22 protein-coding genes and 1 pseudogene are annotated in these 24,593 nt (G+C 72.2%); 8 read left to right on the top strand and 15 right to left on the bottom strand.

Annotated elements, in window-relative coordinates:
• Positions 1–14 precede the first annotated feature (14 nt).
• Entirely contained in the window at positions 15–1,103 is a 1,089-nt protein-coding gene (locus WMF45_RS31400) for a hypothetical protein (protein ID WP_437708735.1), read from the bottom strand.
• Between the two features lie 197 nt (positions 1,104–1,300).
• A complete protein-coding gene (locus WMF45_RS31395; protein WP_437708734.1) occupies positions 1,301–2,185 on the bottom strand; it encodes a formylglycine-generating enzyme family protein in 885 nt (294 codons plus the stop codon).
• Positions 2,186–2,246: 61 nt separating this feature from the next.
• On the opposite strand from WMF45_RS31395, the gene WMF45_RS31390 reads away from it, so the two are divergent.
• The gene (locus WMF45_RS31390; protein WP_437708733.1) at positions 2,247–2,690 is read left to right on the top strand and encodes a hypothetical protein; all 444 of its coding nucleotides are present in this window, start codon (positions 2,247–2,249) and stop codon (positions 2,688–2,690) included.
• A gap of 218 nt (positions 2,691–2,908) precedes the next feature.
• On the opposite strand, the gene WMF45_RS31385 is transcribed toward WMF45_RS31390, so the two are convergent.
• The 4 genes from WMF45_RS31385 to WMF45_RS31370 all read right to left on the bottom strand — a co-directional run bounded on the left by WMF45_RS31385 (position 2,909) and on the right by WMF45_RS31370 (position 6,964).
• Positions 2,909–3,973: a hypothetical protein gene (locus tag WMF45_RS31385; protein ID WP_437708732.1), complete on the bottom strand. Its 1,065-nt coding sequence runs from the start codon at positions 3,971–3,973 to the stop codon at positions 2,909–2,911.
• 221 nt (positions 3,974–4,194) lie between these two features.
• Positions 4,195–5,739, bottom strand: a complete 1,545-nt coding sequence (locus tag WMF45_RS31380) for a protein kinase domain-containing protein (RefSeq protein ID WP_437708731.1) — start codon at positions 5,737–5,739, stop codon at positions 4,195–4,197.
• 31 nt (positions 5,740–5,770) lie between these two features.
• A complete protein-coding gene (locus WMF45_RS31375; protein WP_437708730.1) occupies positions 5,771–6,007 on the bottom strand; it encodes a hypothetical protein in 237 nt (78 codons plus the stop codon).
• An 84-nt stretch (positions 6,008–6,091) separates the two neighbouring features.
• Positions 6,092–6,964 carry a formylglycine-generating enzyme family protein gene (locus WMF45_RS31370; RefSeq protein WP_437708729.1) on the bottom strand — a complete coding sequence of 291 codons (873 nt, stop codon included), beginning with the start codon at positions 6,962–6,964 and terminating at the stop codon, positions 6,092–6,094.
• Positions 6,965–7,930: 966 nt separating this feature from the next.
• On the opposite strand from WMF45_RS31370, the gene WMF45_RS31365 reads away from it, so the two are divergent.
• Entirely contained in the window at positions 7,931–8,779 is an 849-nt protein-coding gene (locus WMF45_RS31365) for a DUF4351 domain-containing protein (RefSeq protein ID WP_437708728.1), read from the top strand.
• Positions 8,780–9,201: 422 nt separating this feature from the next.
• Here WMF45_RS31365 and WMF45_RS31360 read toward each other — a convergent pair whose 3' ends face one another.
• Complete coding sequence (locus WMF45_RS31360) at positions 9,202–9,489, bottom strand: hypothetical protein (protein WP_437708727.1); 288 nt, start codon at positions 9,487–9,489, stop codon at positions 9,202–9,204.
• A 203-nt stretch (positions 9,490–9,692) separates the two neighbouring features.
• On the opposite strand from WMF45_RS31360, the gene WMF45_RS31355 reads away from it, so the two are divergent.
• The gene (locus WMF45_RS31355) at positions 9,693–10,043 is read left to right on the top strand and encodes a hypothetical protein (RefSeq protein WP_437708726.1); all 351 of its coding nucleotides are present in this window, start codon (positions 9,693–9,695) and stop codon (positions 10,041–10,043) included.
• Between the two features lie 59 nt (positions 10,044–10,102).
• Here the strand turns inward: WMF45_RS31355 and urtE are convergent, their stop codons facing one another.
• The 5 genes from urtE to urtA form a co-directional block, all read right to left on the bottom strand.
• The gene (gene urtE, locus WMF45_RS31350; RefSeq protein ID WP_437708725.1) at positions 10,103–10,804 is read right to left on the bottom strand and encodes an urea ABC transporter ATP-binding subunit UrtE; all 702 of its coding nucleotides are present in this window, start codon (positions 10,802–10,804) and stop codon (positions 10,103–10,105) included.
• Between the two features lie 4 nt (positions 10,805–10,808).
• Positions 10,809–11,636, bottom strand: coding sequence for an urea ABC transporter ATP-binding protein UrtD (urtD, locus tag WMF45_RS31345; RefSeq protein WP_437708724.1), 828 nt, complete (start codon positions 11,634–11,636; stop codon positions 10,809–10,811).
• 81 nt (positions 11,637–11,717) lie between these two features.
• Positions 11,718–12,851 (bottom strand): urea ABC transporter permease subunit UrtC, encoded by a 1,134-nt coding sequence (gene urtC / locus WMF45_RS31340; RefSeq protein WP_437708723.1) that lies wholly within the window; start codon positions 12,849–12,851, stop codon positions 11,718–11,720.
• A 14-nt stretch (positions 12,852–12,865) separates the two neighbouring features.
• Positions 12,866–13,762, bottom strand: a complete 897-nt coding sequence (gene urtB / locus WMF45_RS31335; RefSeq protein WP_437708722.1) for an urea ABC transporter permease subunit UrtB — start codon at positions 13,760–13,762, stop codon at positions 12,866–12,868.
• 134 nt (positions 13,763–13,896) lie between these two features.
• Positions 13,897–15,126, bottom strand: coding sequence for an urea ABC transporter substrate-binding protein (gene urtA, locus WMF45_RS31330; protein WP_437708721.1), 1,230 nt, complete (start codon positions 15,124–15,126; stop codon positions 13,897–13,899).
• A 771-nt stretch (positions 15,127–15,897) separates the two neighbouring features.
• On the opposite strand from urtA, the gene WMF45_RS31325 reads away from it, so the two are divergent.
• The gene (locus tag WMF45_RS31325) at positions 15,898–16,671 is read left to right on the top strand and encodes a hypothetical protein (RefSeq protein WP_437708720.1); all 774 of its coding nucleotides are present in this window, start codon (positions 15,898–15,900) and stop codon (positions 16,669–16,671) included.
• Positions 16,672–17,162: 491 nt separating this feature from the next.
• Positions 17,163–17,693 carry a hypothetical protein gene (locus WMF45_RS31320; protein WP_437708719.1) on the top strand — a complete coding sequence of 177 codons (531 nt, stop codon included), beginning with the start codon at positions 17,163–17,165 and terminating at the stop codon, positions 17,691–17,693.
• Positions 17,694–17,899: 206 nt separating this feature from the next.
• Here the strand turns inward: WMF45_RS31320 and WMF45_RS31315 are convergent, their stop codons facing one another.
• Genes WMF45_RS31315 through WMF45_RS31305 form a run of 3 tightly spaced genes read right to left on the bottom strand, consistent with a single transcriptional unit; the run spans position 17,900 to position 22,492 of the window.
• The gene (locus WMF45_RS31315) at positions 17,900–19,711 is read right to left on the bottom strand and encodes a hypothetical protein (RefSeq protein ID WP_437708718.1); all 1,812 of its coding nucleotides are present in this window, start codon (positions 19,709–19,711) and stop codon (positions 17,900–17,902) included.
• Position 19,712: 1 nt separating this feature from the next.
• Entirely contained in the window at positions 19,713–20,840 is a 1,128-nt protein-coding gene (locus WMF45_RS31310) for a tetratricopeptide repeat protein (protein ID WP_437708717.1), read from the bottom strand.
• Between the two features lie 5 nt (positions 20,841–20,845).
• Entirely contained in the window at positions 20,846–22,492 is a 1,647-nt protein-coding gene (locus WMF45_RS31305) for a protein kinase domain-containing protein (protein ID WP_437708716.1), read from the bottom strand.
• Positions 22,493–22,835: 343 nt separating this feature from the next.
• Here WMF45_RS31305 and WMF45_RS31300 point away from each other — a divergent pair.
• The 3 genes and pseudogenes from WMF45_RS31300 to WMF45_RS31290 form a co-directional block, all read left to right on the top strand.
• Positions 22,836–23,102: pseudogene (locus WMF45_RS31300) on the top strand (ATP-binding cassette domain-containing protein); the annotation flags it as partial.
• A 50-nt stretch (positions 23,103–23,152) separates the two neighbouring features.
• Positions 23,153–23,371 (top strand): hypothetical protein, encoded by a 219-nt coding sequence (locus tag WMF45_RS31295; RefSeq protein ID WP_437708715.1) that lies wholly within the window; start codon positions 23,153–23,155, stop codon positions 23,369–23,371.
• Positions 23,371–24,429: an ABC transporter permease gene (locus WMF45_RS31290; protein WP_437708714.1), complete on the top strand. Its 1,059-nt coding sequence runs from the start codon at positions 23,371–23,373 to the stop codon at positions 24,427–24,429. Before WMF45_RS31295 ends, WMF45_RS31290 begins: the two co-directional genes overlap by 1 nt.
• Positions 24,430–24,593 lie beyond the last annotated feature (164 nt).

The raw sequence follows: 24,593 nt of genomic DNA, 5'->3' as shown, positions 1-24,593 counted from the left end.
GGCGCCGCCGCGGGTCAGAAGGTGCCCTGGGCGCCGAGGACCGCGCCCGTCGGCCCGGCCTGCAGCACGCTCGCGCGGAGCCATCGCGGGGCGGCGCCCGTCGCCGGGCCGGCCGGCTTCGGCTCCGTCCAGTACAGCACCGCGGCTGCGCCTAGCCCGGCCAGCCCCACCCCGAAGCCAAGGGTGCTCATCAGCGCCATCGTGCCCCCGCTCTGCGCGGCTTTGTTCCCTGTCGCATCACAGGCCTTCTCGTCGCTGGCCTGGATCCGGCTGCCGCAGTGCTCGTCGACGACCGACTTCTTGTCGAGCGCGAGCGCGCCCAGGATCCCGCCCGCCAGGAGCCCTGCGGCGCCCACCCCGCCGGCCACGTAGACCAGCGCCCGCCGGCCTCCCGGGGCTGCCGCCTCGTCCGGGACTGCGAGCGGCCGCGGGGCGTCGCGCGGCGGCCGCGCCTCGGCGGCCGGGGGCTGCGCGGGGGCGGGCGCCGGCGGCGCGGGGACGCTGGGAGCCGTCGCTTCCTTGACCTCGAGCGTCAGCGCCTTGGTCTCGCCCTCGGCGATCGCGACGGTCTCTTCCCACAGCGGTCCTCCCGGCGCCTGGGTCGACACTAGGTGTACCCCGGGGTTCACCGGGAGCGCGACGCCGAGCGCGGCCGGTCCCATCGCGCTGCCGTCGCGCTTCACCACCGTGCCAGGCGGGGCGCCGTCCTGCAGCGAGAGCGAGAGCCGCGGCACGCGCGGCGCGAGCCGATCGCGCTCCTCCCGCGCCGCCTTCGGCCGGTCCCCTTGACGGGCCCGCACCGCCGGCGTCATCCGCTCCACCCAGGCCAGGTAGTTCCCGAGCTGCGTCACGGCCGTGGCGATCCGGCCCCACTGCGACTCGCACATGGCGAGCGTGAAGAGCGTACCCGGCTGAGGATCGAGCTGCTCGCTCTCCGCGAGCATCTTGCAGCCCGGCTCGTAGCGGCCTGCCTGCATGTCGGCGAGCCCTCGATTGAAGAGCTCCTCCGCGGCCGCGGCGTCCTGCGCCGCGGCGGGCGCGGCGAGCGAGAGCGAGGCGAGGGCGACGAGCACGTGTGCGGACCGGCGGAACCAAGGCGTCATGTTCTGTCACACCCGGCAGGAGAGGGGACCTCGGAGAGCGTGGCCGCCAGGGCGCGAGGCGCGCGCACCCGGCGGGAGAGGGGACCTCGGAGAGCGTGGTCAGGGCGCGAGGCGCGCACACCCGGCAGGAGAGGGGACCTCGGAGAGCGTGGCCGCCAGGGCAGCCAGGGCGCGACACGCGCGTGGCCCGCGAGCATCTACAGCGACCTCACGCAGCGGATGCCGGTCGACCGGGTGAAGTCATTCTCGGGATGATGGCCGCGGTTCTGCGTTCGCAGCCTGGAGGAATCCTCGTTCCATCCCCCGCCCCGGAGGGACCGGTCCGCGGCCGTCGCCAGCTGGGCGCAGTTGACGCAGGGGTTCAGGTAGTCGCCCAGGAACGAGTCCAGCGTCCACTCCCCCATGCTCCCTGCCAGATCGGCGTGCCCCCACCGCCCGTCTCCTCTCGGGGATCTCGACCCGACGGGCACCATGTCATCGAACTCGCAGGCGGCGGGCGAGCCGAGGAGACAAGCGTAGGTCGTGTAGGTGGTATTGAGCGTCGTCGAGGTCGGGGGTTGCGACCACGGATAGTGACGCTGTTCGTCCCCTCCGGCGGCTGCGTAGTTCCACTCTGCTTCTGTGGGCAGCCTTCCCCCGTCCCACGCGCAGAACGCGAAGGCGATGGGCCAGCGGACGCAGTTCATCGCGAGGTGCTCGTTGGCGCCGGGCGTGTCGGTCCACGTGCTGTAGCTCCCGCTGCACCGGATCATCGTCCTCAGCGCCGCTGCGTCGAGAGGGAGGGCCGAGTCCCAGTCCGGGCTCCACCCGCTCCCCTCGATGTCCGGGTGGGCTCCCGCGTCGCGCGGCGGGCGGCTGCCTGGATAGGCGTCCACGAACCTCCGGAACCTGCCCACCGTCACCTCGAACCGATCCATCTCGAAGTCGTCCACCGTGGCGGGGAACGCGGGATTGTTGTCCCGGTTGAAGGTGCCTCCGAGGACCGGCCATGCCGTGCAGCAGCTCTCGTCGCCTCCCGGACCGCACGTCACGGACAGCCCGCCGCAGCTCGGGCGGTTCACGCACGTCCCCGCGACGCACACGGGCGTCGTCCCTCCGCACGGCGGGCTGCTCTCCCATCCGCCGTTGAAGCACTGCTGCGGCGTGTTGTTCAGACACCGCCTCTCCTCCGTCGCGCAATCGCCGCCTCCGCCGGTGCTGGCGGTGGTCGTCGAGGTGGTCGCCGCGGTCGTGGAGGCGGTCGTCGTTGTGGTGGAGCTCGTCGTTGTGGTGCTGCTGGTGGAGGTCGGGCCGCCGCCGCTGGCGTCGCCGCCGGAGCCTGCGCTCGTCGAGGCGGGGTCGCCGCCGCTGGCGTCGCCGCCGGAGCCTGCGCTCGTCGAGGCGGGGCCGCCGCCGCTGGCGTCGCCGCCGGAGCCTGCGCTCGTCGAGGCGGGGCCGCCGCTGCCGCCCTCCCCGCCGGCGCCCGTCGTCGCCGTGCTGGCGCCCGAGCCGTCGCCGCCTGCTCCGCCGCTGCTCGTCGTGCCGGTGGCCGAGCCGCCGCTGCCGCCTTGCCCGCCGGTGCCGGCGGCGCTTCGGTCGTCGAGGTAGTAGCCGTCGAAATCGGCGATCAGGCCGCACCCGCTGGCGACGAAGACCGAGGTAGCCCACCACCATCCCGTGCGCCTGCCAACCATGCCTACTCCTCTACAGCCGCTGCGCGGGTGCTGTCCATAGCGCCGGTACCGGCGCTGCGTGGGCGCTGGCCTGTGGACGAAGAGGCCGTCCAGCCCCCGGGAACTGCTCTTACGAAGGCGCTGTAGTCCGCGTCAGAAGCGCCCTCGCGCGCCCAACACGGCTCCTTTGGGCCCTGCCTCCAGCACGCCTGCGCTGATCCACCTCGGGCTCGCGGTGACCGCCGGTGCCGCCGTCTTCGGCTCGGTGAAGTACAGGACGAGCGCCGCCCCGGCCCCGGCCAGGGCCACCGCGAACCCGATCGTGCTCACCGTGGCCAGCATGTTCGCGCTGTCCCCGGCGTCGCGCCCTGTCGTGTCGCATGCCTTCGGGTCCGTGGCCTGGATCCCGCTGCCGCAGTGCTCGTCGATGGTGCCCTTCTCGTCGAGCACGAGCGCGCCGGTGATGCTGCCCAGCACGAGGCCCGCCGCGCCGAGCCCGCCCGTCAGATAGAGAGCCGTTCGGCGGCCTGCGGGAACCTCCGGCGCGTCCGGTGGGGCCGGCGCGGGCGCCGGCACGATCGCGGGGGCCGGGGACGTCGGAGGGGGCGCGGGGGCCTCGGCGGCCGGCGCGTCCTTCAGCGCCAGCGTGAGCTCTTTCGTCTCGCCCGCCGCGATCGTGACGTGTTGTTCCCGGACGGGCGCTCCCGGCGCCTGGATCGACACCCGGTGATCTCCGGGGTCGACGGGCAGCGCGACGCCCAGCGCGGCCTCGCCCAGCACGGAGCCGTCGCGCCGGACCACGGTGCCTGCCGGCGCATCCGGCGGCAGGGAGAGCGCGAGCCTCGGAATCTGGGGCGAGAGCCGGTCGCGCTCCTCCCCCGCGAGCTTCGGCCGCTGGCCTTGGCGGGCCTGCTCGGCCGGCGTCATCCGATCGAAACGGGCCAGGTAGTCCTTGAAGCGCGCGACCGCCGTGGCGATGCGGCCCCATCGGGCCTCGCACGACGCCAGCGTGAAGAGCGTGCCGGGCTGAGGGTCCATGCGCTCGCTCTCGGCGAGGGCCTTGCAGCCCGTCTCGTAACGGCCTGCCTGCATGTCGGCGAGCCCCCGCTCGAAGAGCGCCTCGGCGGCGGCGACGTCCTGCGCCGCCGCAGGAGCCGAGAGGGAGAGCACGCCGAGGGCGGCGAGGAGAGGGGCGGAGCGGCGGAGACGAGGGGGCATGCGCTGGCACTCGGCAGGTGAGGTGAGAGCGGGAGACGCGCCATCACGAGCACGGCGGGCGGGCGGATTGGAGCACGATGGCGGAGAGGTGGGAAGGAGGGGAAGGGGAGGGGAACGGGGCGCTGAGCCGTGCCTTCATGACGGCGCTTCAACCGCTCGGAGGCAGACGAGGACACGCTCGGCGCGCAGGGGGCGAGCCGGCGCTGCCACCGAGGTGCAGCTCAATACCGGCCGTACGGGGAGGGGGAGGTGGACGTCGTTTGCTGCGGCGCGGGCGGCTTCTTGTTGCCCGGGGGCGGCCTGGAGCCCGATGCCGATGGCTTGGCCGCGGGCTCCCGTGGCGGCGCGCCCGCGCGGAGCGTTGTCGGCGCGGGGGCCGTGGAGGCTTGCGCCACCGCCCTGGACGGCGCGTGCAGCGCCGTCGCCGAGGGGGGAGGAGGCGTCGCTGCGGCGGTCGGTTCCGGCGCCGTGGGGGCCGGCACGGGCGCCTGCGCGAGGGTCGGCTCGGGCGCTGCCGACGTCGTCTCCGGCGTCGAAGCGGCCGTCGTGACGGCAGCCGCCGCTGGCTCGCCGCCGCGGCTGGCGCGCAGCGCGAGCCAGCCGCCGCCCAGCAGCACGAGGAGCCCCAGCCCCGAAAGCCCGACGGCGAGCGGGGCGCGGCTCGGTCTCGACGGCATGGACAGCATGCCGGACACCGCGGCGCCGGTCGAGCTCCCCACGTGCGCCGGACCGGACGAGCTCGCGTCGCGCTCCGGGCCCGCGCTCCTCGCCGCCGCCGGGGCCGGCTCGGCCGTGAAGAGGGCGGGGGCCACCACCGCGGTGGCGGGGGCGGTTCCGGGCCAGGACGGCGCGCTCGGGAACGTCGCCCGGCTGCCGACCGCCGGGACGCCGAGCGCCTCGCCGAGGGCCCGCACCGCCTCCGTGGCCCGCTGGAACCGCGCCGCGGGATCGACGGCCGTGGCCCGGGCGAACCACGCGTCGAAGGCCGGCGGCAGCGTCACGCCCATCGAGCGCGCCCGCTGCACCGGCGGCTCTTGCGGGCCAAAGACGGCGATCATCGCGAACGCGAACACGCCGTCGACGCTGCTCGCCTCGGGATCCCAGTACGAGGTGCCCACGAGCAGCGTATAGGCCATCATGCCGAGCGCGAAGACGTCCGCGGCGCCGGTGAGCCTCGCGCGGCCGTGGAACTGCTCGGGGGGCATGTAGAGCGGCGTGCCGAGGCTGCTCGTGGTGCCCGCCGCGGTCGCGCCGTCGGCGACGAGCTTGGCGATGCCGAAGTCGAGGATCTTCACGCGGACCGAGCCGTCCTCGCGCTGCGACAGGAAGAGGTTCGCGGGCTTGAGGTCGCGGTGCACGATGTTCGCCGCGTGGGTACGGTCGAGGGCCAGCGCGGTCTGGTGGAGGTAGGTGACGGCCTCGGCGGGCTGCAGGCGGCCGGCGCGCTTGATGCGCTCGCCGAGCTCCTCGCCGCGGAGCAGCTCCATGACCAGGAAGGGCATGCCGGTCGCCTCGTCGATGCCCGCGTCGAACACATCGACGATGTGCTCGCTCTCGATCTTCGCCGCGATGCGCGCCTCTTGCTTGAAGCGGGCGCGCATCTGCTCGCTCTGGAAGAGGTGAGCGTGCATGACCTTGAGCGCGCGGCGGCGCTCGGTCTCGAGGTGAATCACCTCGTGGACGGCCCCCATCGCGCCGGCGGCGATGAGGCGCTCGACGCGGTAGCGGCGCGCGAAGACCGTCCCCTCCGCAAGGATGACCGACACGAGCCGAGGCTCACGCGCCGGGCGGGCGGCGTCAAGGGGACGGGAGCCGGTACGAGGCCTCGACGAGGTGCTCGGTGACGTCGACGCAGGCATGGAGGAGGCGGTCGCCGACCGTGAAGCGGTGCTCGCGGGGGAACCTGGCGACCCGCTCGGCGACCCAGGCGAGCAGCGCTTCCATGCGGACGGCGATCACCGGCGCTGCGGCGGGGCCGGGGGCTCCGTCCCCGGACCCCCGGCTCCCTGCGTTGCGGCTGCTATCGCCCGACATCGGTGGGGAGCCTTGTTTGAACAAGGGTTCAAGGATCAAGTTTCAAGGGAAATGATACATGTAAGCGATACTTGTGCCATGTTGCTACGGTGTCCTCGTGCACCTGACCCCGACGCCGCCGCCGCGGCCCGACGGGACGTCGTAGCCGCGGCGGGAAGAGAGCAGGTACGACGCACCGTAGCCCCAGCTCCCGCCCCGGAGCACCCGGGACGAGGTAGATGCTAAATTGGCACAATCGTCGCATTGCGAGTCGTACGGGTCCTTGTACCAATCCAAGACCCACTCCCACAGGCTCCCGGACAGGTCCGCCTGACCCCACTTGCCATCCCCTTTCGGCGACTTCGACCCCACCGCTTGGATGTCGCTGAATGCGCACGAGCCGTCAGGCCCGCACTCATACCCCGCGTACATGCTGTCGATCGTCGTCGAGCTCGGCGGCTTCGACCACGGATACTCCCGCTGACCGTCTGCTCCTCCGCCTCCCGCTGCCGCGTAGTTCCACTCCGCCTCCGTCGGCAGTCGGCCTCCGTCCCACGCGCAGAACGCGAACGCCACGTACCAGCTCAGGCAGTTCATCGGAAGATGCTCGTTCTCCGCTGCTACATCCGTCCAGGTCCGGTAGGTCGAGTTGCACTTCACCGCGGCCTTCAATGCCGCAGCATCCGCGGGCAGGCTGCTGTCCCACGCCGCGTCCCACCCGCTCCCTGCGATGTTCTTCGGGTGCGCTCCCGCTCCCGCCCCAGGCTTGCTCCCGGGATACGCCTCCACGAACTTCCGGAAGCGACCCACCGTCACCTCGAACCGATCCAGGAGGAATCCGCTAACCGTCGCTGGATACGCGGTGTCGTTGCTCCGGTTGAACTTGCCCGTGGGCACCGCCTCCCCCGTCGCGCAACAGCTCTCGTCGCTGTCACGACCGCACGTCTGGGCCAGGCCGACACAGCTCGGCGGCGTCACGCATGCCCCTCGACTGCAGACGGGCGCCGCCGCACCACACGGCTCGGCGTCCTCCCACGCCCCGCGCTCTCCGCACCGCTGCGGGCGATTCTCCTCCGAGCAACGCACGTCCTCCGGGCCGCACTCCCCAACGCACTTCCCGTCGACGCAGGTCTGCCTGACGCACTCCTTCCCGGCCGGCGTACACTGGTCCCCGCCTCCAGTTCCCCCGGCGCCTCCCATCCCGCCTCCAGCTCCCCCGGCGCCTCCAGTTCCCCCGGCGCCTCCAGTTCCCCCGGCGCCTCCCATCCCGCTTCCAGCTCCCCCGGCGCCTCCCATCCCGCCTCCAGCCTCCCCTCCGGCGCCGGCTTCGCCTCCGGTTCCGCTCCCGCCACTGCCTTCTTTCTGGATGTAATATCCGTCCTCCAGCCCCGCCACCAGCGCACAGCCGCCCGCCGTCGCCGCCCACGCCGCCCAAAGCCATGTCGCGCCCGTCCGCTTCGCCATGCCTCGTCCTACTGCTGACACGCTTCCGCTGTCCACCCACGCGCGTCCTCCCCCTCTTGCCCTGCTGCGCCGCCGCACGCTCGACCCGCGCACGCCCGTGCTGGGGCGGCAGGCGGTTTCGAGCGTGACGGACACCGACGCGGCGGCACGACGCCCCGAGTTCGCTGTCCTATCCGCCCTCGCGCACGGCGCTGGCGAGCAGGGCGCTGCGATCGCCGCAGCCGTGCCGCCCGCCCTCCGCGGCCTCGATGAGAGGGGGCAGCAGGGCGCGCAGACTCACGGCATTACGCGCAGGTCGCCATCATGATGTCTCTATTTCTTCTGCTCAACGTCGATATTTCGAGTGCGCTCCTCCCGGAGCGCTGATATCAACTCCTCCGCGCGCCATCGGGATGCGGTTTGCGAAGCGAGACCTTCGCCGGCGAGGCCCCGCGCGCTCCCGGAACTCAAGCACCTGCGAGCCACCGCACGATGCCGTCCATGGACCACGAGATCCTCGTCGATCTCTTCAAGAACCGCCCGTCGCTCGCCGCTGAGCTCCTCGTCGAGGTGCTGGGCGTCCCGCTGCCGCCACATTCCGGAGCGCGCACCACCTCGATCGATCTCACCCAGATCCAGCCTGCCGAGTACCGCGCCGACGTCGTCGTCCTCTTGCTCGGCGACGAACTCCCCGTCTCGGTGCTCGTCGTCGAGGTCCAGCTCGCCATCGATCCTCGAAAGCGCTTCACCTGGCCCGAGTACACCATGGGCGCCCGCGCCATTCACCGATGCCCGGCCGGCCTGCTCGTCGTCGCTCCCGACCCCGACGTCGCCGCCTGGTGCGCACAGCCCATCGAGACCGGCATCCCGGGCTTCGTCCTGCGACCGCCCGTGCTCGGGCATGAGGCGGTTCCGATCGTGACGGACACGGCCGAGGCGGCCCGACGCCCCGAGCTGGGCGTGCTCTCCGCCCTCGCGCACGGCGCGGGCGAGCAGGGCGCGAACATCGCCGCCGCCGTCCTGCCCGCCATCCGAGAGCTCGACGAGGACAGGGCCAGGTTCTACGGCGATCTCGTGCTAAATTCCCTGGACGATGCGGCCCGGCGGGCCCTGGAGGCGATGGTGAAGGGCTACGAATACCAGAGCGATTTCGCCAAGAAGTACGTCGCGCAGGGACGCCACGAAGGAGAGCGTGCCATCCTGCTGCGGCAGCTGCGGGCTCGCTTCGGTGAGCTGCCGGAAGCCGCCGTCGCCCGAGTCGAGGGGGCCGAGATCGCCGTGCTCGAGCAGTGGGCCGAGCGGGTGCTCAGCGCGAAGACCCTCGCCGACGTGCTCGACGTGCCGAGCTGAGGATCGCTGCTGGGAATATCGCCCGACAAGGCGATGGGGCCGGCGCGCCGTCTCGGTCCAGGGGAGCGAGCGGCGCGCCGCGAGGGCCGAGCGTGTCGCGCGTAGCGATCGCCCTGTCGGGTGGCGCCGGCGTCCTCGCGCACCGGACCCCGACGCCGTTTGCATGATCCGATGGGATCCCGCAGCTGAGAACGGACGAGAGCAGGGACGGCACACCCAGGCTGCTGCGCAGTGCCTTGGCCGGCTCGACGGCGCGCGCCTCATCGAGGCCTACCGTCGCGCTGCGCTCGGGCGCTGTCGCTCCGCGGCCGCTCCGACCGAGCGTGACGTGTCGTCCGCGGCGCCGGGGTCGGGGCACCCTCTCTCACGCTCTTGCGCACAGGGGTGCGAATTCATCTCTCTTTATCTGCCGTGCAGATCGCTTATTTGAAGTGCGTCGCCGTCGGTGAGTTGATATCAAGACCGCCGTGGGCAAGCTTGACGGGTTCGCGAAGCTGACCTTCGCCGAGGACACCCCGCGCGTCACCGCCGGCTCCGCCGCATGGCACCGGCCGCCCGGTGCTCGTCGAGATCAAGATGGCCGGCGACCACGTCGGCATCGGGGAGATCAAGCGCGCGACGCTGCGCAGGCTGGCGCGCGAGATCGAGCGCATCGAGGAGCGCGAGCCGCCCTGGATGGCGAGGAGCCGATCTGGGTCGTCGCTCCCCACCTGCCGTCGTGCAGCACTCCGTCCGGACGCTGGAGAAGTTCGCCCCGGGCTGTTACCGGGTCGGACCCTCGCCGTTTTCAGTTCCTCTGGATCGCGGCCAACGAGCTGCCGCTGCGCGACGAGCTGGTGCCGTTCCTGATCGCTCGCTCAGGACAGGCCCTCGACGAGCTCGCCCGGTGGGTGGCACCGCGGCGGGATGTGAAATGGGTGATCCGCACGTACAACATATGCCGATATCAGCGGGGGTGAGCGACGACTTGCTTCGGCGGTTCGCTCGCTCCGACGACCCGGAGATCGAGGCGCGCAGGCGGTGGATTCTCCGGTTCCTGCTCGCCCACAGCCCGGAGGGCAAGAAGTTGCTCATCGAGCATGCGATCGAGAGGGGCCAGCTTATCGGAGCGCGCGCGGCGCTGCGCAGGGTCTTGGCGCGGCGTGGGCTTGCGCTCAGCGCGCCGCTCGAGGCTCAGATTGACGCCTGTTCCGAGCTGGCCACGCTCGAGCGATGGCTCGACCAGGCGGTGACGGCGACGAGGGCAGACGACGCATTGGTGTAGATCTGGGTGCGCCCCGCCGCGAACTCCCTCTCCCTGGGCCGGGCCGTTTGGCAATCCCGTCACACCGCCAAAAACTCCCTCGCGATCTCGTCGTCGAACTCCGCCACGCTCCCCCGCCGCACGATCCCCCCGTTATCCATGATGAGGTACTCGCTCGCCGTCGAGAGCGCGAAGTCCAGGAACTGCTCCACGAGCAAGATCGCCATATCCCCCTTCTTCCCGAGCCCCTTGATCACCTCCCCGATCTCCTGCATGATCGACGGCTGGATCCCCTCCGTCGGCTCGTCGAGCAAGAGCAGCTTCGGCTTCCTCAGCAGCACGCGCGCGAGGGAGAGCTGCTGTTGCTGCCCGCCGCTCAGCGTCCCGGCCGCCCGCGCGTGAAACTTCTTGAGGATGGGGAACATCTCCATCATCTCTTCCAGCGCCGCCGGGCTAGGCGTCGAATCGCTCTTCGCCTCGAAGCCCATGAGCAGGTTCTCTCGCACCGTCAGGTAGGGGAAGATCCCTCGCCCCTGCGGCACATAACCTATCCCCGCGCGCGCCCTGTCGCTCGGCGACCTCGCCGTGAGGTCCGCCCCGTCGAGCGTCACCTTGCCGCGCCGCGGCTTCAGCACGCCCATGATCGCCTTGAGCAACGTCGTCTTGCCGACCCCGTTGCGGCCCAGCAGGCACGACACCCGCCCTGGCGCGACGTCCAGGCTGACCTGCGACAGGATGCAGCTCTCCTCGTAATAGACCGCGAGATCCTCGACAACCAGCATGCTGCTACCGCTCCTCCGCCCGAGCCTCGGCCGGCGCCTTGGCCCCGCCGCGCGCGTGCCCCGCGTCGTGCGCCCGCCCGAGATAGACCTCGATCACCTTTGAATTCCCCTGGACCTCCTCGACCGGCCCCTCGCACAGCCGCCTGCCGGCGTGCAGCACCGTCACCGTGCTCGCGTAGCGCCGCACGAACTCCATGTCGTGCTCCACCACCAGCACCGACCGCTGCTTCGCGATCTCCTGGACGAGCTCCCCCGTGCGGTCGCGCTCGCGCCGGGTCATCCCCGCCACCGGTTCGTCGAGCAGGAGCAGCTTCGGCTGCTGCACGAGCAGCATACCGATCTCCAGCCATTGCCGCTCCCCGTGCGCGAGCACCGCGGCCCGCACGTCCGCGCGCCGCCGGAGCCCGACCCGATCGAGCGTGTCGGCGATCTCCCTCTCTTGCGGCGCTGACAGCCCGCGGAGCAGCCCCGGCGCGCTCTCCCGGAAGCCCATCGCCGCCTCCAGGTTCTCGAGCACCGTGAGGCTCCCGAACACCGCCGGCGTCTGGAACTTCCGCCCGATCCCGAGCCGCACGAGGGCGTGCTCCGGCAGGCGATTCACCTCGACGGCCTCCTGTCCGGACTCCCCACCTCCGTGGAACACCACTCGTCCGCTCGACGGCTTCGTCTTGCCGGTCAGGATGTCGAGCAGCGTCGTCTTCCCCGCGCCGTTCGGCCCGATCAGGAACCGGAGCTCCCCGCGCTGGATGGAAAAGTCGAGCTCGTCCAGCACCTTGAAGCCGTCGAAGCTCACCGTCACCCGCTGGACCTCGACGATGTTGCCGCGGCTCATCGCGCTGCTCCTCTCCTCGTCTCCGCGTTCGTTTCCGCGCTCGTTTCCGTGCTCGCTCCCGCTCATCTCCGCGCCTCCCCCTCAGCGACCGGTCGTCGCCGGCGCCTCTGGGCCCGCCGCCGGATCGACCTCATCCCCGCTCGCCGGCCCCGCCGCGCCGCCCGTGGCGCGGCGCGAGAGCTTCGCGGCGTGCCGCTGCAGGAAGCCCGACACGCCCTTCGGGAGCAGCATGACGGACGCCGCGAAGAGCGCGCCGAAGCCGAGCTGCCACACCTCGGGGTACGACTCGCTCAGCGCGCTCTTGCCCAGGCTGACAAGGATCGCCCCGACGGCCGCGCCGATCAGCGTGCCGCGCCCGCCGACAGCCACCCAGGTCACCATCTCGACCGACGGGATCACGCCCATCGAGGAGGGCGAGATGAGGCCGACCTGGCAGACGAACAGCGCGCCCGCGATGCCCGCCATGCCCGCCGACAGCGCGAACACCAGCGTCTTCAGCGTGACCGGGTTGTAGCCGAGGAAGCGCACCCGGTTCTCGTCGTCCCGCATCGCCACGAGCAGGCGCCCGAAGCGCGACTGGGTGAGCTTCCGGCACAGGAGATAGAGCGCCCCGAGGCAGAAGAGCGTCACGAAATAGAGCACCGTCTGCGTCCCGGCCGCCCCCCGCGCGAAGCCGAAGATCGTCTTCAGGTTCGTGATCCCGTTCGTGCCGCCCGTCACCGCCTGCTGGCCGATGAAGAGGATCGACGCGATCAGCGTGAGCCCCTGGGTGATCAGCGAGAAATAGACCCCCTGGACGCGGCTCCGGAAGACGAGATAACCCACCGCGGACGCGATCGCCATCGGCAGGAGGACGACGGCGCAGAGGGCCACGACCGGCGAGCGGAACGGCTCCCAGAAGATCGGCAGCGCCTCGAGGCCGCTCCAGCTCATGAAATCGGGCAGGCGCGAGCCGGACGTCTCCAGCTTCAGGTACATCGCCATCGCGTAGCCGCCGAGGCCGAAGAAGAGCCCCTGCCCGAGGCTCAGCATCCCGCCGTAGCCCCAGATGAGATCGAGCCCCAGGGCGACGATGGCGTACGTGAGGAACTTGCCGAGCAGGTTCAGGCGGAAATCGGAGAGCACGAGCGGCGCGACGAGGAGCGGCAACGCCACGGCGAGCGGCGCTCCCCAGGTCCAGACGAAATTGCGAAGGGCAGAGTCTCGAGGGGCCATGTCCGTGTCCTCTCCTATCGTGTGCGCAGGGCGAGCAGGCCTGTCGGACGCCACTGCAAGAAGGCGATCACCAGCGCGAACACGAGCGCCTTGCCGAGCGACGCCGTCGTCGAGAGCTCGAGCAGCGTGTTCGCGACGCCGATCACGAGCGCGGCCACCACCGTGCCAGGCAGCCGCCCGAGGCCCCCGAGGATGACCACCATGAAGGCGTCGACGATGTAGTTCGTCCCGAGCGACGGCCCGATCGAGCCGAGCTGCGTCAGCGCGCACCCCGCGATCCCGGCGAGCCCGGCGCCGAGCGCGAACGTCGCGGCGTCGACCCGGCGCGCGCGGACGCCGAGGCACGAGGCCATCTCGCGGTTCTGCATGACGGCCCGCAGCCGCCTGCCGCCCGCGGAGCGGTGGAGGTACGTGTAGACCGCGGCGATGCACGCGACCACGAGCGCGATGAGGAAGACCCGCTTGTAAGGCAGCTGCACGCCGCCCGACAGCGCCACGCCGCCGCTCAGCCACGAGGGGCTCGAGACCTGCACGTTGGACGCGCCGAACAGGCTCCGCGCGGCCTGCTGCAGCACGAGCCCGACCCCCCACGTGGCGAGCAGCGTGTCGAGCGGCCTGCCGTAGAGGAAGCGAACGATCGTGAGCTCGAGCACGAGCCCGAGCACGCCGGCCACGAGGAACGAGGCCGGCAGCGCGAGCAGGAACCAGAGCCCGGCCTCGGTCCCCCCGACGAGCGGCGCGACGTGGTGCCCGACGACGTACGTCGTGTAGGCCCCCGCCATGATGAACTCGCCGTGGGCCATGTTGATCACGTTCATGAGCCCGAAGGAGAACGCGAGGCCCATCGAGATGAGCAGGAGGATCGAGCCCAGGCTCAGGCCATTGAAGGCATGGAGGAGAACTTCGTTCATTCTAGAGCACCCAACCGATCGAGACGCCGCGCACAGAGAGGTTCGAGCCGCGGAGGCGCGGAGGGCATCCTGACGAGCCCCCGCGCCCTCCGTGGCTCTGTAATCCGGGCTTCGGGCTTCGCGCTCGCGCTCCGCTACTTCGCGGCCAGCTCCTTCGCCCAGGGGTACGCGCTCAGGTACGGATCCGGCTGGACCGGCTTGCCCGAGCTCCACACCTCGTCGATGAGGCCGTCCTTCCGGACCGCGCCGATGCGGACCGTCTTCCAGGTGTGCTGGTTCTTCCCGTCGAGCCGGACCAGGCCCTCGGGCGCGTTGTACTCGATGCCTCCGGCCTTCACGGCCTCCTTCACCTTGGCGACCTCGGTCGACTTCGCCTTCTCGACGGCCATCTTCCACAGGTAGACCCCGAAGTAGCCCGCCTCGATGGGGTCGTCCGTGACGCGCGTGGCGCCGTACTTGGCCTTGTACGCGTCGACGAACTTCTTGTTCTCGGGGGTGTCCGTTGTCTGGTAGTAGTTCCACGAGACGAGGTGTCCGGCGATGTTCTCGGCGCCGATGCCGCGCACCTCCTCCTCGGCGACGCTCACCGAGAGGACCGGCAGCTTGTCGGCGGTGTAGCCGGCGTCCTTGAACTGCTTGAAGAACGCCACGTTGCTGTCGCCGTTCAGCGTGTTGAAGATCGCGTCGGGCTTGGCCGCGCTGATCTTGCTGATGATCGTGCTGACCTCGGTCCCGCCGAGGGGCAGGTACTCCTCGCCGGCGAGCTCTCCGCCCTTCGCCGCGAGCTGGGCCTTGATGATCTTGTTGGCCGTGCGCGGAAAGACGTAGTCGGAGCCGAGCAGGTAAATGCGCTTCTTGCCCTTCTCGAGAAGGTAGTCGACCGCGGGGACGATCTGCTGGCTCGGCTCGGCGCCGGTGTAGAAGATGTTGGGCGACTGCTCCAGCCCCTCGTACTGGACCGGGTAGAAGAGCAGGCCGTTCAGCTCCTCGAACGAGGGCAGCATCGCCTTGCGGCTGGCGCTGGTCCAGCCGCCGAACACGACCGCCACGGCGTCCTGCTGCACGAGCTTCCTGGCCTTCTCGTTGAACGTGGGCCAGTCGCTGGCGCCGTCCTCGACCACGGGCACGAGCTGCTTGCCGAGCACGCCGCCCGCCTTGTTGATCTCCTCGATGGCGAGCAGCGTCGCGTCCTTCACGGCCACCTCGCTGATCGACATGGTGCCGCTCAGCGAGTGGAGCACGCCGACCTTGATGGAGCCGCTGTCCGAGGCGGGCGCCCCGGGCGCCGCAGCCCCGGGCGCGGGAGCCTCGTCGTTCGCCTTGCCGCAGCCAGAGAGCAGGGCCGCGCCGGCGAGCGCCGCCATCGCGACGCAGAGCGTACGACGCCGAGAGGTGCCCGCCGCCGGCCGATCCTCAACGTCCAACCCAGACGTGTACATATTCAACGCATCCTCCTTGGGTGCCGAGGGCGCGTCCAATGCCCTGCATCGACGCGGCGCGGCGATTCGACTGCACAAGAGCCGTTGGGAGTTCGGGAGCCGGCCAGTGAAGACTCCCGGCTGGACACACCGGATGGCCGCCCTGCGCAGCAGAACGCGGTCCCCGGACAAGGGCCAGCCACACGACGTCGTGGTGAAAGGCCTTATGCCGAGTGCCATGTTTCGTCGAGGTTTCGTCGACGTGAAATGTCGCCCGGCCGGCAGGCGCCGTGCATTTTCCGCAGGCCGTCTGGATTTCTGACCACAAAGCGCGTCGAGCGATCCATCGTTGTTCTCGTTCGGCTCGAGTTTTCGCCCCGGTTACGGCTCCGGTGTGATGCACCGCACGCGGGGCGCCGGGCGCGGGGCGAGGCGTCGAGCGCGGGGCGCCGTTGGGCGCGCGCGCACGCGCGACCTCGCCCGGGGTCGTCACGCCCGATGTCGCTTGAGCCGACACGGTGTGGGGCGCCCTGGCCGCTGCGCGCACGAGAGCTGAGAGCTCCGGCGCTGTGGCGAGCAGTTGGGAGCAGTAGGGACCAGGTGCGCTCTCCAGTGCAGTAAAAAACTTGTATCAAGAGCGGTAGATGGCGGGTACACTGATAGATGCTGTCTGCGCCCTGTGCTCGGTCGACACGGAGGGCAGGCGGGGTGGAGCCTATGAGAAGCACGAATCACTTGCCCGGCGAGACGGATGGCCGATCCACGAGCGGCGGAGCGGCACCGGACGGCGTCGCGGCCGGGCCGCGGGACGAGAACTCGGTGGTGATCTCCCTGAGCGCGCTGCTCGCGGTGGAGAAGGACGCCTCCATCAAGAGCGGCGCGCGGGCCGATCGCGGCGCGAGGAGCTCCGGGATGGAGGATGGCCGCGGGTCTGCCGCAAGCGACGGAGAGCGCAGCAGCTACCTCGAGATCTTTCCGTTCGGCGTGCCCTCCGAGCTGCCGGCGTTCAGGCCGCCGGATCTCACGCCCGTGCCCTCCGAGGTCCCGATCGACCTGCGCCCGCCGCGCGCGCGGCGGGTGGCGGGCGTGCGCTACAAAATCGCGGGCGTCCTCGGGGCGGCGGTCGTCGCCGGCGCGGTGTGGCTCGGCGCCCCGCGCGAGACGCTCCAGGCGGCTGCGCAGCCCGGCGTGCGGCACGCGGCGAGCGCGGCGCTGGCGCAGCTGCCGAAGGTCGAGGCAAAGGCCGCGGCCGCGCCCGCCGAGGCGCCTCCGGCCAAGAAGAAGAAGGGCGACAAGACGCGCGAGCGCGGGGCGAAGGCCCCAGCCGCCGCCCCCGCAGCCGGGGGAAAGGCGTCGGCGAGGCGCGCCGCGGAGAGCAGTGGACCGGCGACCGCCGCGCCGCCGGCGAGCCCGGGCGGGGCGCGAACAGCGGGCGACCCCTGCAAAGGCGACCTCGACTGCGCCATGCGGCGCGCCGCGGGCGGCTCGTGACACCGCCCCCGCAAGCAAAAGGGCCGAGAGCTCACCGCTGATCCATCGAGATCTCGATCGTTCGGAGTGCGACAGGCCACCAGCGAGCTCTGGTGGGCGCCTCCTGTCTCACTTCTGCCGTTGAGGTCGCCCGCGTGCCCAGCGCGTTCCCCTGGAGCAGGTTATCCACGCGGAGCCGCTTGATCTCCCGCACCTGCCCTGTGCTAGGGTCTGCTCCTGTTGCACAAAACTGCTGACAACCGATCTGTCCCGGTGGATTGCGCGCACATTGTGCAGAGACATGCGTGCTCCTCGCGCGACCGCTCGGGGCGCAGAGGCGCAGCTGTAGTCACGAAGCAGATACCATCACGTAAAATTCTGGTGTAGGAACAGCGCCCGGCGCCGACGGTGGCGTTGAAGTGCACAGGAAGCGTGGCCCGGCGACGTCGCTCGACGTGTAGTGCCGAGTTACGAGCCGCGCGGCGCGACCCTACTCGTCTGGAGGTGGATTCATGAAAGCTTTCGGTTTCGCAGCGATCCTGATCAGCGTGGGTATGATGGCGGCCTGTACGGTCACGAGCGGTAATAGCGACACGAGCGGCGACGGCGGCTCGGGCGGCACGGGCTCCACGACCACCACGTCGTCGACCTCCACGGGCGAGGGCGGATCAGGCGGCACGGGCGAGGGCGGCTCGGGCACGGGCGGGGCCGAGGAGTGCTCCGACGCCGGGACCGCGAACGAGTGCTTCACCTGCTGTGATGAGACGTACGAGGACGGGCTGGCGGCCCTCACGATTCACGGGTTCGAGGCGTGCGGTTGCACGGCTGACGCCACGTGCGCCAGCGTGTGCGATACCACCGATGCCACGACCGACGTCTGCAATGATGACGGCAGCATCAACGATACGGCGAACAACGCGGACTGCATCGCGTGCCTGCAAGAGCTCGCCGACGACGATGCCTGCATCGAGGTCGCCGCGGCCGCCTGCGAAGACGATGAGACGTGCCTCCCGTACCTCGAGTGCCTGGACACCTGCCCGTGATGGCTCTCAGGCGCCGAGCCGGCGTCGTGCGCCATCGATCCTGAGGTGATCCGAGCCGGCCGGGCGGGACAGGCGATCTCGACGAGATCGCCTGTCCTGTTTTGTCGCATACCGTCCTGCCGGCGACCATCGAGGGGCGCGCGTCGAGCGGCCCCCTGCGATGAGCGGTCCTGGCGGATGCGAACCTGCCAGGGATCGCCGGCGCCCTACGGCGAGAGCCGCACCACCAGGATGTCGGACCAGGTCGACTGCGCCGTGGCGCCGTCGAGGTCCACGCTGCCCTCCACGGTCCCGGCGAGCAGGACGTGGCCGCGGTCCACGAACGACGCGACCCCCGCCGCGGACCGGCGCCCGCCGCTGCTCCCGGCGCCCGGGCCGAGCCGCTTGCTCCAGACGTGGCGCCCCCCGGCGTCGAACCGCGCCACGACGATGTCGCCGCCGCCGCCGGCGCCGTAGAGCGGCTCCCCGCCGAGGTGGGTCGGGCCATCGACGTCGCCCGCCAGGACGAGCCCGCCGTCCGCCTCGAGCGCGAGGCGCGGCGGACGCTCCGCGGGGTAAGCCCGGCTGAAGCGGTGCTCTCGCGCAGGCCCGAGCTCGGCCACGAACGCCGACATCCCCTCCGAGAACAGATCGGGGCCGCCCAGATCGAGGATCCCGTCGAAGGTCCCGCTCAGCGCGATCTCGCCGCCCGGCCCGATCTCGATGTCGCCGCCGCGCTGCTGGCGGCCGTCTCCGAAGGCCAGCGACGCGATGTGCTCGCCGCCCTCGTCGAGCTTGGCCAGGAACACGTCGCTCATCCCCCTGGACAGGAGCCGGGGCGCGTTGTCGCCGAGCTGGAGCTCGCCCTCGAAGCTCCCTGTCATGACCACTTCCCCGCGCGGGTCCACCGCCACACCGGTCGGCTCCTGGTTCCCCGCGCCGCGGAACTCCCGCCTCCAGAGCAGCTCGCCCGACGTGTCGAGCTTGGCCACCGCCACGTCGGTCCCGCCGGGATCCATCAGCGTCGACACGACCACGAACTCGCCCCGCGCCGAGACCGCGATGTCCTGCGGCCTGCCAGGGAGCACCGCGCTCCACTGCGGCTCGCCCCAGTCGTCCAGCTTGATCACGAACCCGAGCGGCGCGTCGGTCGCGAGCCCCACGTCGTTCATCTTCCCCACGAGCTCGCCCGTGATCGCGACGTTGCCCTCGGTATCCACCGCGAGCGCCTGCAGCGAGCCTCGCCCCTCGGTGACGAGCTGGTGCATCCACGTCACCCTGCCGTCCGGATCGAGCCGCGCGACGAAGACGTCCTGCTCGGCGTTGGTCGAGAACTGCCCCGCGCCGAGATCGAGGGAGCCCGCGAACTCGCCGCCCAGGATCGCGGAGCCGCCGGGGCCCGCCGCGAGCGCGCGCGCCCGCTCCTGGCCCGCGCCGCCGAGGAGGGCGCCGAGCGGTCCGCCGGGGAGCACCGCGCCGCAGTCCCATCCGCCGTTGCAGTCCTCGTCGGCCGGCGTCGTGCAGTCCTCGATCCGCGGCGTGACCTCGCCGGCGCAGGCGCCCCACCGGCTGTCGAGCCCGCACGTCCGCCGGCCGGCGCTGCAGGCGCCGACGCCCACGGTGCCCGGCGGTCCTCCGTACGGGCAGGGCTCGACGGTCCCGGGGGCGCAGGCGCAGACGGCGCTGCCGCCGTCGGCCGCGGGATCCTCGGGCCGGCCGCCGTCGCCGGCCGCCTCGTCGATGGCGCCGTCGCAGTCGTCGTCGGCCGCGTTGCCGCAGCGCTCCGGCGCAGGCGTCACCTCGCCCTCGCAGGGGCCGTAGCCGTCGCCGGCGGCGTTGCACCGCATGAGGCCGGTCTGGCAGGCGCCGACCCCCTCGGTCGCCGGCGGCCCGCTGTAGCAGGCGATGGTCGAGAGCGGCGGGCAGCCATCCTTCACGAGGATGCCGTCCTCGAGCCCGAGCAGCGCGTTGCAGCCGGCGCAGCCGAGCGCCACGAGGGTGAACCGCAGGCCGAGCCCGGCCGAGCCGCGCGCGCCCACGTCAGTACCTCCCGCCCACGACGAGGGAGAAGCCGCCGGGGCCGACGGCGGCCGCCGCCGTGGCGCGGCGCGAGGGCGGGCCGGCGGCGCTGGGCGGGGCCGTCCAGAGGAGCAGGCCGGCCGCGAGCAGCGCGGCGGTGCCGGTCGAGAACGCGATCGTCGAGGCGGTGCCGGCCTTCTGCGCGTCCTCTCGCAGCGAGACCCCGACGGCGTCGCAGCGGCTCCGCGCGTCGCAGTGGCCGCGGTTCGAGGCGTCCCTGCGGGCGATCGCCTCGGCGCCGAACACGGTGCCAAGGCCGAGCCCGACGAGGCCGGCGCCGCCGGTCACGAGCGCGATCACGCGCTGCGCGCGCCCTGCGCCGGCGCCGCCTGCGCGGTCGTCGAGCGGCGGGACGGGAGGCGCCTGCGTCCTCTGGCCTTTCGGCGCGGCGGCGAGCGCGCGCGGAGGCGGCTCTTGCGCCGGGAGGAGGGGCACGTCGATGACGACGCCCGCGCCGTCGGGCGGGACGACGCGCTCGACCGACCAGCGCTTCCTGCCGGGCGCCTGCGCCTCGATCGTGTGCGTCCCCGGGTCGACCGGGAGCGCCTGTCCCCACTGGGAAGGCAGGAGCAGCACGCCGTTGCGGCGGATCTCGAGCCCCGGCGCGGCGCTCCCGGGGGGCACGGTGATCGCCATCCGCGAGAGCCGCGGCTCGAGCGCCGCCGCGAGCGCGGCCGCGCGCGCGGCGCGGGGGTCTCCCGCGCTCTTCGCGATGGCCGCGGTCTCGCTGAAGACGTTCCAGGCGCCCGCGGTCCTGCCCGTGCGCGCGAGGCACTCGCCGAGCCGCAGGAGGAGGTTGAGGGCGGTCGGATCGAGCGTCCGGCCCTGCTCGAGCATGGCACACGCCTCGGCGATGCGGCCCGCCTCGAGCAGGCGCGCCGCGGCCTGATAGAGCGCGAGCACCTGCTCCTTGTTTCCGCCCGGCGGTCCCGGGTTGGGTCCGGGCTGCTCCAGGGTGCGCTGCGCCGGACCGGGCTCGCCGGCCTGGCCGCTCGCCGGCGCGAGCGACAGCGACAGGGCCGCGAGGGCGGAAGCGAGCCCGCGCGGGCGCGAGCAGCAGGGGATCTTCGGCAGGGCTCCTCGGGGCATGGCGATCACCACGGGCTGTCCGGCGCGCCCGCCGGCGTCGCGGCTTCAGCGCCGCTGCCGGGCGTCGCCCCGAGGGACGGCGCGCCTGCCGCCGCGCCCCGGATGGGCGCCGGCGCATCCGCCGCCGTCCGCACCGCGGCGCCAGCGGCGGGCGCCGCCGAGGACCCGGACGCGTGCACCCCGCGCGCCGCCGCGCGCTGCGGACTCCCCACGTTCGCCCGCGCGGGCGGCGCGGTCCTCGTGGACAGGACGGCGCCGGCTCCGCTGCGCGCGGCCGAGCGCGCGCCTCTGGCGTCGACCTGAGGCGCGTCGCACGCGCTGGCAGCGCCGTCGTGCAGCGCACCTTCGTCCCCGTCATCGGGGCCCTGGAACGACCTGGCCGCCACCGCGTTCCCCTTCGGCTCCGCGGCGAGCCCCTGCGGCACCCCCGCGAGGTGCTGTGCACCGGCGCCGTCGGCCCAGGTCAATCCCGCTGCCCGCGGCCACCCGGGCGAAAGGAGGATCGCCGCCAGCGTGGCGCTCGCGGAGACCGCGCCCGCCGTGGCCGCCAGCCAGGTTCGCCTGGGGCGGCGGCCCTCGCGCCTCGTCTCGGCCGGCCCGGAGGCCGTCGTGGGCGGCCGAACGGAGGTCGCGGCCGGCCGAGCGGAGGTCGCGGGCGGCCGCGCGGCGGTCGTGGGCGGCCCGTCGTCCAGCCACGTGAACGTCGGCTGGCTCCGGTGCACCCCCGTGGGCAGCGTCGCGTCGGGCGCTCCGCGCAGCGCGAACGGCGCGAGCGCGGCGGCGAGCTCGCGGGCCGAGGCCGGGCGGCGCGTCCGGTCCTTCTCGAGGCAGCGCATCACGATCTCCTCGAACCCCTCGGGCAGATCGGCGCACACGCTCCGGAGCGGCCGGGGCGCCTTCTCCGACACGACCAGCACGAACTGCTCCAGCGTCTCCGCGCCGAACGGCAGCGTGCCGCTCACGAGCTGGTAGAGCACGACCCCGAGCGCCCACAGATCCGCGCGCAGATCGATGTCCTTGGGCGTCAGCATCTGCTCCGGCGCCATGTAGCGGCGGGACCCCATGACCGACCGCGCCGTCGTCATCTCGAGCCCGTCGTGCTCCGGCTTCGAGCTCATGAACTTCGCGACGCCGAAGTCGAGCACCTTGAGGAGCGGCGTGCCGTCGGTCCGGTACGTCAGGAACAGGTTCGCGGGCTTGAGGTCCCGGTGCACCATCCCGAGCGCGTGCGCCTCCGTCAGGGCAACGCAGGCCTGACGGACGTACTCCGCCGCCTCGTCGACCGGCAGCCGCCCGCGGCGCTCGAGGATCGAGCGGAGATCGTTGCCCGACAGGTGCTCCATCACGATGTACGGCACCGGCAGCGCGATCCCCGGCCTCGGCGCGAGCGCGCCCAGGTCGTAGATCCGCGGCACGTGCTCCGTCTTCATCCGGAACATCCCGCGCGCCTCGCGCTGGAACCGCCTCAGCAGCGCCGCGTTGCCGCAGTGCTCCGGCCGCATGAATTTGACGGCCACCAGCTCGCCCAGCGACAGGTGCCGCGCCGCGACGACAGCCCCCATCCCGCCGATGCCGAGAGGCCGCTCGACCCGGTAGCGGTCTGCGATGACCTCGCCGCAGTGCACGGGCACCACTCCTTCTTCATCGCTCACCACGCGCCCCCCCCCACTCCGTCGCTCTGAGATTGCAGACCGGCCAGCCACGATCTCGGACCGGATGGTTCCTTGCAGGGCCGCGCTCGACGCGCTCGCCGCAGGTCTCTGGGGAGATTCGATTCTCCGGAGAGGCGATACGTCGCGTCGTCTGTCGAATTTTCCGGCGCTCCTGTGGGCGCGTGGAGGTGTGCTTCATCTGCTGAGGGCGATCCGAGGGCGCCTCCGCCCTGCACGCGTCGCCGCGCCGGAGGGCGCCGGAGGCCGTGATGGGCCGCGCAAGGCCGCGCTGGATTCAAGTGTCCCGGTTCCTTTCTGCGGTCCTCTGCGATACAGACCTGCCGTGTCTGCCTCTCCCGCCCTGGTCTGTCGCGGCCTGGTCAAGCGTTATGGGGACGTCGTGGCCGTGAACGGGCTCGACCTCGAGGTGCGGCGCGGCGAGTGCTTCGGCCTGCTCGGCCCGAACGGCGCGGGCAAGACGACCACGGTGGAGATCCTCGAGGGGCTGACCCGCCCCGACGCCGGCGAGGTCGAGGTGCTGGGCGAGCGCTGGGTGGGGGACGGCATCGCGCTGCGCGCCCGGCTCGGCATCCAGCTCCAGGAGACGCGCTTCCCGTCGTGGAGGTCGAGGTGGACGCGGAGATCGCCGAGGAGGAGCTCATGGGGCTGCCGGGCGTGGAGGCCGTGCGCTCCGCGCAGGGGGCGCTCCGGCTGACGGTGCGCGACGTCGCGCGCGTGCTCCCGCCGCTGCTCGCGCTCTGCGCGGCGCGCGGGGCCACGCCGAAGCGGCTCGCGACGCACCACGCGAGCCTGGAAGACGTGTTCATGGCGCTCGCCGGGCGGACGCTGCGGACGCTAGCGGACGACGAGGCCGCGTGATGGCGGGGTGGCTCCGCTCCCTGCGCGCCTCGTCGCTGGCGCTCCTCATCCGGGCGCGGGTCGCGGAGTTCCTGCGCGAGCCCGAGGCGATCTTCTGGATGTTCGTGTTCCCGATCCTGCTCTCGTCGGCGCTGGCCGTCGCGTTCAGGGACCAGCCCGCGGAGCCCGTGCGGGTGAGCGTCGAGGAGGGCGCCGGGGCCGAGCCGCGGCGCGCGGCGCTCGAGGCGTCGGGGCAGGTCGTCCCGCGGGTGGTCCCGCGGGCGCAGGCGCAGCAGGAGCTCCGGACGGGCAAGGTCGCGCTCGTCGTGCTCGCCACCGATCCGCCCACGTACTGGTTCGATCCGGCGCGGCCGGAGAGTCGCCTCGCCCGGCTCGAGGTGGACCAGGCGCTCCAGCGCGCCGCGGGGCGCGCCGACGCCTTCCGCCCGGCCGCGCTCGAGGTGACCGAGGCCGAGAGGGGCTCCCGTTACGTCGACTTCCTTGTGCCCGGGCTGCTCGGCATGAACGTGATGCTGACCGGGATCTGGGGGATCGGCGTCGCGATCGTGCAGCAGCGCATCGGCAAGCTCCTGAAGCTGTTCGTCGCGGCGCCCATGCCGCGGTGGCAGCTCCTCGCGTCGCACCTCGGCGCGCGGCTCGTGTTCCTGGCGCTCGAGGTCGCGGCCCTGCTCCTGTTCGCGGCCCTCGTGCTCGGCGTGCCGATCGCCGGCTCGCTCGCGGCGCTTGCGGTGGTCGCCGTGGTCGGCGCGCTGGCGTTCGCCGGGGTCGGCCTGCTCATCGCGGCGCGGCCGCGGACCCTCGAGGGCATCTCGGGCCTGGGCAACCTCATCACGTTCCCGATGTGGATCTGCTCCGGTGTCTTCTTCTCGGCCGATCGCTTCCCCGACGCGATCCAGCCGTTCGTCCAGGCCTTGCCCCTCACCGCCCTGAACGACGCGCTCCGCGGCGTGATGCTCGAGGGGGCGCCGCTCGCCGTGATCGCGCCCGAGCTCGCGCTGCTCGCCGTCTGGGGCGTCGCCACCTTCGCGCTCGCCCTCAAGCTCTTCCGCTGGGAGTAGCCCCCGCGCCGCGGCCAGCGCCAGAGGGCCGCGGTGCGTGAGCTCACCGGCGCACGCTGTGCGCCAATCGATCCTCGCTCCGGGAGCATGTCAGTCAATCTGCGTCGAGGTGGCGGCGCAGTCCTCGTGAGGCTCGCATGATCCTACCGTGTGTCCATATTTTC

It is taken from the genome of Sorangium sp. So ce448, from assembly GCF_051520915.1.
Lineage (GTDB): Bacteria > Myxococcota_A > Polyangia > Polyangiales > Polyangiaceae > Sorangium > Sorangium cellulosum_B.
Note: the sequence above shows the minus strand (reverse complement) of the source record. Positions and strands in the feature narration are given on the sequence as shown.